We start from the raw sequence: 12,905 nt of genomic DNA on the forward strand, positions 1-12,905 counted from the left end.
CTTATTTCTGGGTGCTTACCCTACAGTTGAACACCAGAGAAAGACATAAAGCCTAACGCCATTAGACCAACACTGATGAACGTGATACCAAGACCACGAAGACCAGGAGGTACGTCAGAGTACTTCATCTTCTCACGGATACCCGCAAGTGCAACGATAGCTAACATCCAACCCACACCAGAACCGAAGCCGTAAACAACAGATTCTGCGAAGTTGTAGTCACGCGTTACCATGAAAGATACACCACCAAAGATTGCACAGTTAACTGTGATCAGTGGTAGGAAGATACCTAGTGCGTTGTACAAAGGTGGGAAGAAACGGTCAAGAACCATCTCTAGGATTTGTACAAGTGCCGCGATAACACCGATGAATGCGATGAAGTTAAGGAAACTTAAATCGACACCTTCAACAAGCGCGTTCTCTTTTAGAATGTGCGTATAAACAAGGTTGTTTACAGGTACAGCGATTGTAAGTACTACAACTACCGCAACACCAAGACCAAAAGAAGTTTTAACTTTCTTAGATACCGCTAGGAATGTACACATACCTAGGAAGAAAGAAAGCGCCATGTTTTCGATGAAAATCGATTTAACTAGCAGACTAATATAATGTTCCATGACTACCTTACCCCTTCGCTTCTACTTGCTCTGGCTTGAACGTACGAATCGCCCAAATCAAGAAGCCGATTAGGAAGAATGCAGAAGGTGCTAGAAGCATCAAGCCGTTTGGCTGATACCAACCACCGTTGCTCACTAGAGGTAGTACTTCCATACCAAATAGTTTGCCTGAGCCTAGAAGCTCACGGAAGAAACCTACAGTGATAAGAACGAAGCCGTAACCAAGACCGTTACCAAGACCATCGATTAGAGATGGGATTGGCTCAGACTTCATTGCGAATGCTTCAGCACGACCCATTACAATACAGTTAGTAATAATTAGGCCTACGAATACAGATAGCTGCTTAGAGATATCGTATAGGTATGCTTTAAGCACTTGGTCTACCACGATTACTAGTGATGCGATGATCGCCATCTGAACGATGATACGCACACTGTTAGGAATGTGGTTACGGATTAGAGATACAGAGAAGTTAGACAGAGCAGTAACGAACATTACCGCGATAGTCATAACAAATGCTGTTTCTAGTTTAGTGGTTACCGCAAGAGCAGAACACACACCAAGAACCTGTAGCGCGATTGGGTTGTTGTCCAATACTGGCGCTAAGATGCTCTTTTTAATATCTTTTGCACTAGACATTAGTTCAGACCTCCGTCACGAACTTTTGCTAGGAACGGACCAAAGCCCATTTCACCTAACCAGAAGTCAAATGTATGTTGAACACCAACGCTAGTTAGTGTTGCACCAGAAAGGCCATCAACACCGTGCTCAGAACCTTCAGGAGCGCCACCTTTTACAACTTGGATAGCTGGCTTGTGGTTTTCGTCGAATAGTTTCTTACCAACGAATTGAGCACGCCATGTTGGGTTCTCAACTTCACCACCAAGTCCTGGAGTTTCACCTTGCTCGTAGTACGTGATGCCAGAAACTGTGTTGCCATCAGTCTCTACCGCAACGAATGCGTACATCATTGACCATAGGCCGTTACCGTGAACAGGGATGATAACTTTAGTCGTTTCTTCACCAGATTTAACTAGGTAAACCGTACCAGTGTTAGCACGACGAAGGATCTTAGCTACGTCTTCTTCAGCTGAAAGCTTGATAGACTGAGCAGGATCTTTTGCCGCTTTACGTTGGTCGTATGCAGCTGCATCGCCGTCAACGAAATCACCAGTAGCGAAATCAACTAGACGAGGTTCGATGTTCTCTGCGTATAACGCAGGAATGTCGCCTGCTAGGTCGATGCCTGCAACTTCTAGGATCTTAGTTTGCTGATCAAGAACTGCGTTAGCTTGTTGCTTAGGTTTAAGAACAACTGCAGCTGTTGAAACGATGATTGAGCACACTAGGCTCAATGCGATAACAACAAACAGCGTCTTTTTAATGCTATCGTTATTACTTGCCATAGCGAGCTAGTCTCCGCTTAATGTTCTTCTCGATTACAACGTGGTCAAACAGAGGAGCAAATAGGTTTGCGAATAGGATCGCAAGCATCATGCCTTCTGGGTATGCTGGGTTAACAACACGGATCATTACACACATTGCGCCGATTAGGATGCCGTACCACCACTTACCTTTGTTAGTAAATGATGCTGATACTGGGTCTGTTGCCATGAAGAACATACCGAATGCGAAGCCACCTAGAACTAGGTGCCAGTGCCAAGGCATGCTGAACATTGCATTAGTGTCAGAACCGATCACGTTGAATAGCGTAGACACAGCGATCATACCGATCATTACACCAGCAATGATGCGCCATGAAGCTATACGCATGTATACGATCATCGCAGCACCGATCATAAGAGCTAGAGTCGATACTTCACCGATAGAACCTGGGATGTTACCAATGAACGCATCCATCCAAGTGATTGCTTCACCAGATACAGTGTTCACTAGAGCGCTACCGCCGCCTTGAGCCCATTGGCTAAGTGCAGTTGCACCAGAGAAACCATCCGCTGCAGTCCATACTACGTCACCAGAAATCTGTGCAGGGTATGCAAAGAATAGGAACGCACGGCCAGCAAGTGCAGGGTTAAGGAAGTTACGACCCGTACCACCGAAGATCTCTTTAGCAACAACAACACCGAAGGTAATACCTAGTGCCGCTTGCCATAGAGGAAGTGTTGGCGGAACGATAAGTGCAAAAAGGATAGAAGTTACAAAGAAACCTTCGTTAACTTCGTGCTTGCGCACCATACAGAATAGAACTTCCCAGAAACCACCAACGATAAATACCGTTGCGTAGATAGGTAGGAAGTAAGTCGCACCTAGTAGCATTTTACTGCCAACACCTGCATCGGCTCCCAAGGAAGCGCCCAGCATTTGAGTCAGCCAGTAGTGCCAGTTACCATCGATTACAGATGCTAGTTCAGCGCCTGCGTACATGTGGTTAAGTGCAGCGATAGCTTGGCCACCCGCGTTGTACATACCCCAGAACATAGCTGGGAATACCGCGAACCAAACCATAATCATGATACGTTTTAGGTCAACGCTATCACGAACATGCGAGCTCTTCTTTGTAATAAGACCTGGCGTGTAGAACACAGTTGCCGCTGCTTCGTAAAGCGCGAACCACTTCTCGTGTTTACCACCCGGCTCAAAATGATGCTCGATGTCTTCAAGAAACTTTTTAAGGCCCATGAAAATTACCCTTCCTTCTCAATCGTATCTAGGCATTCACGAAGTAGTTGACCGTACTCGTACTTACCTGGACATACAAAGGTACACAATGCTACATCTTCTTCATCTAGCTCTAGCGCACCTAGTGCTTGAGCACTATCAACGTCGCCTGCACATAGATCACGAAGCAGCAGAGTAGGTTCCATATCTAGAGGCATTACGCGCTCGTAGTTACCGATTGGAACCATTGAGCGATCACTACCGTTCGTTGTTGTTGTCATGTTGAACAACTGACCTTTGAACAGGTGACCAAGGAATGAACGAGTAACAGAGAACTTGTTCTTACCAGGCATAGCCCAGCCGAATAGCTCTTTATCACGACCTTCACGTAGAACAGAAACTTGCTGATGGTAACGACCAAGGTAAGCGTGAGGACCTGTTGCTTGAGTACCAGTTAGTACTGAACCTGAGATCACACGAACTTCACCTGGCATCAACTCGCTGTCCGTAAGCTCATCAAGGCTAGCACCAAGTTGAGTACGAACTAGACGCGGGTTGTTTACTACTGGGCCAGCCAGAGAAACAACGCGATCTGTGTAAATTTCACCCGTTAGGAAAAGTTTACCGAACGCGATAACGTCTTGATAGTTAATGCTCCACGCTACGTTTTGTGCATTTACCGGATATAGGTAATGCATATGCGTACCTGCAAGACCTGCAGGGTGTGGGCCATCGAAAACATGTTCTTCAACATTAGACTGAGACGAACGAGGTAGGCTTGTGCCTTTCTTACAAACGTAAACCTTGCCGCTCGTTAGAGTTGAAAGAATATCTAAACCAGCAACGAAAGCATCAGACTGCTCGTTAATGATCAATTCTGGCTCAGCAGCTAGAGGGTTCGTATCCATAGCAGTTACGAAAATAGCCTGAGTTTCAGAATCAACAGCTGGAACCTTGCTGAACGGACGAGTACGCAGAGCGGTCCATGCGCCAGACTCAACAAGCTGAGTCTTAACCGTATCACGATCTAGACCTGCTAGTTGGTTAGCTTCATAGTTATTGAACGTGATTTGCTCATTGCCTGCTACTTCAATCACTACTGATTGAAGAACACGCTTAGCACCACGGTTCACTTCAATAACTTTACCGCTTGCTGGAGAAGTAAATACAACACCTGGGTTCTTTTTATCTGCAAAAAGAACTTGGCCTTTCTTCACTTCATCACCAACGCGAGCATGCATCGTAGGACGCATACCAACGTACTCTTCGCCAAGCAAGGCGACTTTAGTGATGGACTTACCATCATTAATCACCTGGGATGGAGTTCCTGCAATAGGAAGATCCAAGCCCTTCTTTATTGTAATCATACGCACTTGCACTACTTTATCGGGAAAAAGATTCTTTTAATTGCGTAAATTCAGGACGGTTTTTATGCGCCCTTAGACACGACATTAGAGTGTCCGGTTTTGGTAAAAATAAGGCACCAAAATCGCAACATTATCTTAATAAACTCATCACAAAAATGAGGTGAGATTTATCAGGTGCCGTATTCTAGCATTTTTTGACGTCTTGATGCCATGACCAATAACTTGAATAAGGGCTATATTTGGTGAGAATTGAAGCATATGGACTCTCAAATATGAATAATTTTGACGAGCCGCACAGATAAAAAGGCATTTTAATAGCGTTTTAAACAAGAGATTAACACTCTGTCACAAACTAATATTTTTCCGATTATGTTGAAACACTGTTAATAAAAACATTACTAATTATGGGTATTTTTAATCGTTCAAGGTGACATCAACTTGGTCAATATAACAACGAAAAACCGATAAATTTGGCGATAAAAAAGGCGGCCAATGCCACCCTTTGTTTATCTGTCTACTTTACGACTTGCTGCCGCCCATACACATAGGGCTGTCTGGCACGCTATCAAACTGCTTCTGCCATTCATCTTTTGTATAAGTATGAATGGAGAGCGCATGGATATGATTCGCTAATTCTTCAGAAAGCACTTGGTTAACCGCGCGATGGCGCGCAATCAAACGCAGCCCTTCAAACGCATCACTCACTACGACCACCTTAAAATGGCTTTCAGAACCTGCTGGAACATTGTGCATGTAGCTTTCATTCACGACGTTGAGATGTGTTGGCTCAAACTCATTATGCAGTTTCGTTTCAATGACTTCTTGGATCATCATGATTCCTTTATCGGACTCTTATTATTCACTATCAAAACAGTATAACCCCAAAGCGGGAGACTGTCTGGCTCTTTAATACATGACACTCTTGGGAATGTAGAGTTTTTTCTATCTTGTTTAGTCTGCTTTTGAGAGAATGTCGCGGTTATTTCTCACATAAGTATCTAAGTAATGAAAACCGAACTTACCCTACACGACAGAACCCTGACTCTACATCGTTTCCCTAAACGTTCTAGTGAAACCCTACAGGCGTGGGATGCTGGTGATGAATACATTATCAACCATGTCGAAGAGATGAACCTAGAACCTGGAAAGCACATCCTGATTCTCAATGATCATTTCGGTGCACTATCCGCTTGGTTCTCACAAGATCACGACGTAACGATGATGAGCGACTCTTACATCTCTCATCGCGGCGCACTTAAAAACCTGCAACGCAACCAATGTAATCGCGTCCAGTTTCTCAATACCATGGATGACATTCCAGTTGGCGTTGATCTGGTATTGATGCAGCTACCAAAAACCAATCGCCATTTAGTGTGGCAGCTAAGTCAATTGCGTCAGGCACTTCCTGAAGGGTGCCAAGTGATTGGTGTCAATAAAGTGAAAGAGATTCACACATCTACCCTCAACCTATTTGAAAAATACCTCGGTGAAACCAAAACCTCTTTAGCGAAGAAAAAACACCGCTTGGTATTCTCATCACCTAACTGTCAGCCTATTCACAAGGTTGAGCCATTCGTTGAGTGGGACGTTGATGGGGAGGATATCCGCCTGAAAAATTTACCGAACGTTTACTCAGGGGAAGCACTCGATCAGGGCGCTCGCTATATGCTTGAGCACATCCCGCAAGATCCTGAGCTTCGTCATATCATCGACCTAGGTTGCGGCAACGGAGTATTAAGCGTTAAAGCGGCGCAATTGAACCCACAAGCTCGCATTACCTGTGTTGATGAGAGCTTTATGGCTGTGGAATCTGCCAAGCAGAACATCCGTGACAACATCGGAGAAGAGGGTAACTTCCAGTTCATCGCCAATAACTGTTTGGATGGATTCAAGAAGAACAGTACTTACTTGGTTCTGTGTAATCCCCCTTTCCATCAACAGCAAGCGATCACCGATCATATCGCATGGCAGATGTTTTGTGATGCAAAGCATGTTCTTAGCAACGGGGGTAAATTAATTGTTATTGGCAACCGACACCTCGGATACGATGTAAAGTTAGCGAGATTATTTGGCAAGGCGAACGTCGAAACGCTTGAATTGAACCAAAAATTTGAGATATTACAAGCAACAAGAGAGCCCGCTAACTTTAATAAGTAGCTGTGGTATTGCGCGTACGGGAAAAGTGCCGTGCGTCTCGTGTGGAATTAGAAAGGATATAGGAATGAAAAAACTGATTTTAGCAGCTTCTATTATGGCATTGACGGCGTGTTCAGCGCCTCAACAAGAGCAGATCAACCTAGCTCCAGAAGCTTCTCTCAGTAATAGCAACCTAGTACAAGGCAAAACGTACACTCTAAGCAGTAAAGATGTACGTGCGGCACAATACGTCGCACTCGTGGATAGCGGCCGTTCCAACATTCAACCTATTCACGCTAAGCAGAACATGCGTATCTCTCTAGAGAACGTATTAGCTCAACAGCTAGAATCACAGGGCTTCCGAGCAAGCGTAAATAGCGAGAACTCAGTTGTTCTTGAAATCCAAGAAGCCTTAGTTACCGTTAAGCACACCATCATGGAAAACCAGATGGATGGTAAGGTGACACTTGAAGTGACAGCTGAAACACCGGAAGGCAAGCTGGTAAAAACCTTTAATGGTACCGCCGTTCGCACTGGTGCCTTAAGCGCTTCAAACGAAGACATTGCGCTGGTTCTAAACGATGTTATCAATCTAGTCCTGACTGAAATCGCTAACGACCAAGAACTGCAAACTTACATGAAGGAGCGTTTCTAATGGGTCGCATTCTAACTTCTATTACCCTGGCTATGCTAAGTGCAAGTGTTTGGGCTGGTCCAAAAGTGGCTGTTGAAACCACGCTGGGTAACTTCACAATCGAGCTTAATGAAGAGCAAGCGCCAATCAGCTCAGAAAACTTCTTGAAGTACGTAGAAGATGGCAGCTATGTCGGTAGCCAATTCCACCGCGTGATCCCAGGTTTCATGGCTCAAGGTGGTGGTTTTGATGAAGAGATGAACCGTCTACCTACTTATGCGCCAATTAAAAATGAAGGCAGCAATGGTCTACAGAATAAAACCGCGACGATTGCGATGGCACGTACCAACGCGCCACACTCTGCAACTCGTCAGTTCTTCATTAACTATTCTGACAACACCTTCCTAAATGCTGGTGCTGGCAACCCAGGCTATGCGGTATTCGGTGAAGTGACAGAGGGCTTCGATGTCGTTCAGAAAATGGCAACCATCCCAACTAAACGCGTGGGCCGCATGTCTGATATCCCAGTCGACCCAATTGTGATTACAGCCGTTAAAGTCATCAAATAACCTCCTCTCACGCCCTTAACTCATTAAGGGCGTTTTTCTATACAAGGACGCCCTATGTCATCAGGCTCTTCCTCTCTTTCATGGATGCAAACCTTCCGTAGCTATCTAGACAAACGTCTACTCTGGGTATTTATGTTAGGTTGCTCTAGCGGTTTTCCTTGGGTATTAATCGGCTCAAATATGTCAGGTTGGCTGAAAGACGCCGGATTAACTCGCGCTGCAATTGGTTATTTCGGTAGTGTATTCGCGGTCTACGCCATCAATTTCTTGTGGGCACCACTAGTAGATCGCGTCAAGTTGCCTGTGCTTCATGCAATACTTGGACAGCGACGCAGCTGGATATTTTTCTGTCAAACCATCGTCTTAATTGCCACCCTGTTTATAGCTGGTGTCAATCCTGCCAACGATTTGATGTTTACTTCAATGTTGGCTCTGGGTATTGCGATTGCGTCTGCAACTCAAGATATCGCCATCGATGCGTTTCGTATCGACACCTTCCCTAAATCTGAAGCATCAAAACTGCCGCAAGCCTCTGCAATGGCAGTCGTTGGTTGGTGGACAGGTTATTCCTTGCCAGGTTATCTCGCATTTATTAACGCTGACGCAATTGGATGGAATGGTGTCTACTACGGTATGGCTGGTGTAGTGGTAATCTTAATGTTATTCACATTATTGGTTGGAGAACCGAAAACAGAACGTGAACGGCTGCAAGAGCAAGCTCAACAACGTCACAATAAAGTGGTCGATTCGAAAATTGTCGCTTGGTTTACCGTAACTGTGATTGAACCATTTTATGACTTCTTCAAACGCAATGGCGTGCAGGTGGCAATTACTCTACTGTTATTTGTGTTCTTGTTTAAGATTGGTGAAGCCTTCTTGGGCCGTATGTCTATCACCTTCTATAAAGAGATAGGCTTTAGCAACGAACAGATCGGTCACTACTCGAAACTGATTGGCTGGGGCGCGACCATATTCTTCACATTACTGGGCAGTGTCTTCAACGTGAAGTTTGGTATTGTGCGAGGGTTAATGATCGGCGGTATTGCGATGGCGGGCAGTAACCTGATGTTTGCATGGATTGCTAAAGCAGGGCCTAGTGAAACCCTATTCCTCGCGACTATTATTGTCGATAACTTTACAACGGCCTTCTCGACAGTTGCGTTTGTTTCGTTTTTAACCTTGTTAACTGGGCAAGCATTCTCGGCTACTCAATACGCACTCCTAGCGTCACTCGGTAACTTCGGGCGCACAACGTTAGCATCCTTTAGTGGTGAACTTGTCGATTACCTTAATGATTGGTCGCTGTTCTTTATTATTACCGCGTTAATGGTGATACCAAGCCTATTGATGCTTTACTCTCTTCGACACTTCTTCGCTCGCTTACTTGAAGAAGCACGTCAACAGAAATAGCAGTAAGTAAATTCACCGTGATAAAAGAGGGTCTATTGACTCTCTTTTTATTTGCAGCTCAACTAATTTGTATTATTTATATTGAGATATAAGCTTACCTGTAACTGAAAATACGGTGTCAATTCATTTTATACCATTTATGTTGATAACGAGATTTACATCACTAGATACTGCAAAAACGTTTGCTTCGTACATCAATTATTCAATTCATCTATAAAATATGCAGCAATCGCTAAATCAATAAAAAGTTGACAGCATCGGGTTGCATTGCACTCTCAAAGTTCCCTTATTTAGATCATTTGTGTGACCAAAGTCACTATTTTATTTTCACTTTGCATCCATTCTCACTTTTAATTGAGAGCAAAATCGCTATCATGCTCGCCATTCGGACATGACTAACACGCATGGATTAGCGAGTTATTTATTTTTAACAGAGAGAGTTCCCTTATGCGTAAATCACTTTTAGCTCTTGGCGTAATTGCAGCTGCGACAGCTATCCCAGCTCAAGCAGAATACTTATACGGTTTCGGTAGCATGTATGCTGACTACCAAGTTTGGAACCAAGGCTTCGGTAACGACGACGACAACTTCGGCGGTGATATCTCAGACCGTAACCAAGCGGTTATCGGTATCGAAGGTGGCGCTGGATTTGATTGGGGTCAGATTTACGGTTTCTACGATTACGAAGGTGTTGATCGTGCAACTGATGACCGTGGTGCATCTCTTAAAGGTACTATCCACTACAACCTAGGTGAAACAAACGTTTCTCTTTACGCTCAGGTTTACAACACTGATGCTGACAAAGGTGGTTTCCACGAGCAAAACCGTGTTGTTGGTCTTGGCTACACAGGCCTTGGCGGCGAAGGTTGGGGATTCACTCCATTCATCGGTGTTCATGAGCTAGCTACAGCTACAGCTGAGTTTGGTGCTGATACAATCAACACTGGTGCTAACGGCGGTATGCTTGGTTGGGTTGGTTTTTACAACACTGACATCGGTAACCAGAACTTCACTTTCTCTACTTGGGGTGAATACGAGTTTGGTCGTAACGATTCTTACGCAGCTGTTCAAGGTGGCGACTGGGGTCTAAACGGTTCTGTGAATGCAATGTGGAACTTCCACGAAGATTTTTCAGCTGGCGTTCTATACCGTTACACATACAACAAGCTAGCTCGTGAAGGCTACCAAGATCTAGTAATCTACCGTCTACAATACAACTTCTAATATAAGTTGCATTGAAGATTGAATGAAATGGCACCTTCGGGTGCCATTTTTTATTGCTTTCATATTCTGCAACGCTATCCTGAGCACCTATCTGATAAAACTAGGTCGTATTGTGAATATTACTGTTGTCGGTCCGGGAGCCGTTGGCTCACTTTGGGCAATTAAACTTCATCAAGCTGGTCATAACGTATCAGTATGGAGCCGCTCTACTCAAACCGACTACCTAATATCACTCGATGACCAAGCTGAAGTTCGATTCGACAATAATAATCAAACGAAGCTTGCCGATAGTGATCTTATCTTAATTACGGTAAAAGCTTGGCAGGTGGAATCTGCAATACTGCCGCTTATTCCTCATATAGATAAAGATACCATTCTTCTGTTCATGCATAACGGTATGGGCGCAGTAGATAACATCGCTTCACATATTGAACCATTCCCGGTAGTTCTCGCTACTACAACTCAAGCCGCTTATAAAAGTTCACCAACTCAGGCGCATCATACTGGACTGGGTAATACCCAACTTGGTGGCTACAACAGTCACGGCAACCATTGTGCCTTCTTGGTTGATGTACTCAATCACGCCCTACCCGACGTTGTTTGGAACAGCAATATCCATCAAGCGTTGTGGGACAAACTTGCGGTAAATTGCGCGATTAACCCTCTAACTGGTCTTGAACAGGTTAAAAATGGTCAACTTGCTGAAGAGAAGTATCAAGCCTTAATCAATGACATCGTCGCTGAAGTCGTTGAAGTGATGACAGCAGAGAATCTACCAACCTCTATCGAATCACTCAGCTCAATCGTTCAACAAGTTATCCAAGCTACTGCGGCTAACAACTCATCGATGAAGCAGGATATGTTCTATCAGCGAAAAACTGAGATCGACTTTATTACTGGTCACTTACTCAATACAGCTCGCAAGCACGGTATCGCAACGCCAGCCAATCAAGCGCTCTTTGATCGAGTAAAACAACAAGAAGTACTTTGGCATAAATAGACAGAGATATTTTGTCTCCACGATCAAGCAACTCACGATACAATAAATAGAAGCGCTAAGTTCAGCGCCCTATCCAAACTTCAACTCTTAGGTAATCTTAGATGCTAGACATCCAACACATTCGCAATCAATTTCCTGCGCTCACCCAACAGGTTAATCAACAGCCTCTAATCTACTTAGACAGCGCTGCGACGACCCAAAAACCTCAAGTGGTGATCGATGCGATTAGTGACTATTACTCTAAGCAGAATGCCAATGTTCATCGTGGAAGCCATAGCCTTACAGCCAAAGCCACCAGCCAATTTGAGGCAGCGCGAGATTATGTTGCTCAGTTTATTGGAGCAGCTTCAAGCAAAGAGATCATCTGGACTCGCGGCGCGACTGAAGCTCTTAACTTAATTGCCCAAACCTACGCTCGAAGCTCTTTAAATCCGGGAGATGAAATTCTAATTAGCGAACTTGAACACCACGCTAACATTGTTCCGTGGCAGATCGTCGCTGAGCAAACTGGTGCAAAGGTCGTCAAGGTACCAATGACCAAACAGTGTCAGTTCGATTTAGCCGCGTTTGATTCGCTATTGAGCGAGAAAACCAAGATTGTGGCACTGGCACAAATCACCAATGTCACGGGTACGCGCCAGCCTATTGAAGAGGTCATAACAAAAGCACATTCAGTCGGTGCGATTGTGGTTGTCGATGGTGCGCAAGGGATTGTTCATGAGCCTGTCAATGTGGCTGAGCTTAACGCTGATTTCTACGTATTCTCAGGACACAAGCTTTATGCACCAGCAGGGATCGGTGTGCTTTATGGCAAACTAGAATTACTAGAGTCGATGCCGCCTTGGCATGGTGGCGGAAAGATGGTCGAGCGTGTTTCTTTTGAAGGCACTACCTACTCTGCATTACCCGGAAAGTTTGAAGCTGGAACACCTAATGTAGCAGGTGCGATTGCATTAGACGCTGCTATTCAATGGCTGAGTCAATTCGAACAGCAACAAGTCGAGAAACATATCCATCAACTGGTCGATATGACCTACCAAGCTCTGTCGCAATTGGATGACATCAAAGTGATTGGTTACCAACCTAACTCTAGTGTGGTCACATTTATTATGGATGGCGTGCATCATCAGGACATCGCGACTCTGCTCGATCAACAGGGCATTGCGGTTCGTGCGGGGCACCACTGTGCTCACCCATTAATGGATGCATTGGGAATTAAAGGCACGGTGCGAATTTCGTTTGGTATTTATAATGATATTGCGGATGTTGAGAGGCTAATCGCTGCGATAGAAAAAGCGGTGGATATGCTTTAGCGAGTAAGCGAGTAA

Annotated in this window: 13 protein-coding genes; 7 read left to right on the forward strand and 6 right to left on the reverse strand. The window is 44.7% G+C overall.

Going from position 1 to position 12,905, the window contains the following annotated elements:
- Nucleotides 1-20: 20 nt before the first annotated feature.
- The 6 genes from nqrE to bolA form a co-directional block, all read right to left on the reverse strand.
- On the reverse strand, nucleotides 21-617 hold the full coding sequence (gene nqrE, locus KI743_RS22670) for an NADH:ubiquinone reductase (Na(+)-transporting) subunit E (protein WP_032551424.1): 597 nt from the start codon (nucleotides 615-617) through the stop codon (nucleotides 21-23).
- 7 nt (nucleotides 618-624) lie between these two features.
- On the reverse strand, nucleotides 625-1,257 hold the full coding sequence (locus KI743_RS22675) for an NADH:ubiquinone reductase (Na(+)-transporting) subunit D (RefSeq protein ID WP_032551423.1): 633 nt from the start codon (nucleotides 1,255-1,257) through the stop codon (nucleotides 625-627).
- Nucleotides 1,257-2,024, reverse strand: a complete 768-nt coding sequence (locus tag KI743_RS22680) for a Na(+)-translocating NADH-quinone reductase subunit C (protein WP_032551422.1) — start codon at nucleotides 2,022-2,024, stop codon at nucleotides 1,257-1,259. Before KI743_RS22680 ends, KI743_RS22675 begins: the two co-directional genes overlap by 1 nt.
- Nucleotides 2,014-3,258 (reverse strand): NADH:ubiquinone reductase (Na(+)-transporting) subunit B, encoded by a 1,245-nt coding sequence (locus tag KI743_RS22685; RefSeq protein ID WP_032551421.1) that lies wholly within the window; start codon nucleotides 3,256-3,258, stop codon nucleotides 2,014-2,016. Before KI743_RS22685 ends, KI743_RS22680 begins: the two co-directional genes overlap by 11 nt.
- Nucleotides 3,259-3,263: 5 nt before the next feature.
- Nucleotides 3,264-4,604 carry a Na(+)-translocating NADH-quinone reductase subunit A gene (locus KI743_RS22690; protein WP_032551420.1) on the reverse strand — a complete coding sequence of 447 codons (1,341 nt, stop codon included), beginning with the start codon at nucleotides 4,602-4,604 and terminating at the stop codon, nucleotides 3,264-3,266.
- Between the two features lie 519 nt (nucleotides 4,605-5,123).
- Nucleotides 5,124-5,435: a transcriptional regulator BolA gene (bolA, locus tag KI743_RS22695; RefSeq protein WP_032551419.1), complete on the reverse strand. Its 312-nt coding sequence runs from the start codon at nucleotides 5,433-5,435 to the stop codon at nucleotides 5,124-5,126.
- A gap of 174 nt (nucleotides 5,436-5,609) precedes the next feature.
- Here bolA and KI743_RS22700 point away from each other — a divergent pair, with 174 nt between their 5' ends.
- From KI743_RS22700 to csdA, 7 genes are all read left to right on the forward strand, one after another.
- Nucleotides 5,610-6,761, forward strand: coding sequence for a methyltransferase (locus tag KI743_RS22700; RefSeq protein WP_150871282.1), 1,152 nt, complete (start codon nucleotides 5,610-5,612; stop codon nucleotides 6,759-6,761).
- 64 nt (nucleotides 6,762-6,825) lie between these two features.
- Nucleotides 6,826-7,395, forward strand: coding sequence for a YajG family lipoprotein (locus tag KI743_RS22705; protein WP_032551417.1), 570 nt, complete (start codon nucleotides 6,826-6,828; stop codon nucleotides 7,393-7,395).
- Nucleotides 7,395-7,943 carry a peptidylprolyl isomerase gene (locus tag KI743_RS22710; RefSeq protein ID WP_150871279.1) on the forward strand — a complete coding sequence of 183 codons (549 nt, stop codon included), beginning with the start codon at nucleotides 7,395-7,397 and terminating at the stop codon, nucleotides 7,941-7,943. Before KI743_RS22705 ends, KI743_RS22710 begins: the two co-directional genes overlap by 1 nt.
- Before the next feature lie 54 nt (nucleotides 7,944-7,997).
- The gene (locus tag KI743_RS22715) at nucleotides 7,998-9,353 is read left to right on the forward strand and encodes an MFS transporter (protein ID WP_150895647.1); all 1,356 of its coding nucleotides are present in this window, start codon (nucleotides 7,998-8,000) and stop codon (nucleotides 9,351-9,353) included.
- 447 nt (nucleotides 9,354-9,800) lie between these two features.
- A complete protein-coding gene (locus KI743_RS22720) occupies nucleotides 9,801-10,577 on the forward strand; it encodes an outer membrane protein OmpK (RefSeq protein ID WP_150871273.1) in 777 nt (258 codons plus the stop codon).
- A gap of 112 nt (nucleotides 10,578-10,689) precedes the next feature.
- Nucleotides 10,690-11,577 (forward strand): 2-dehydropantoate 2-reductase, encoded by an 888-nt coding sequence (panE, locus tag KI743_RS22725; RefSeq protein ID WP_285468361.1) that lies wholly within the window; start codon nucleotides 10,690-10,692, stop codon nucleotides 11,575-11,577.
- Nucleotides 11,578-11,678: 101 nt separating this feature from the next.
- Nucleotides 11,679-12,890, forward strand: coding sequence for a cysteine desulfurase CsdA (gene csdA, locus KI743_RS22730; protein ID WP_285468363.1), 1,212 nt, complete (start codon nucleotides 11,679-11,681; stop codon nucleotides 12,888-12,890).
- The last annotated feature ends 15 nt before the right edge of the window (nucleotides 12,891-12,905 follow it).

The sequence above is a fragment of the Vibrio sp. D420a genome (genome assembly GCF_030248625.1).
GTDB classification, from domain to species: Bacteria; Pseudomonadota; Gammaproteobacteria; order Enterobacterales; family Vibrionaceae; genus Vibrio; species Vibrio fortis_A.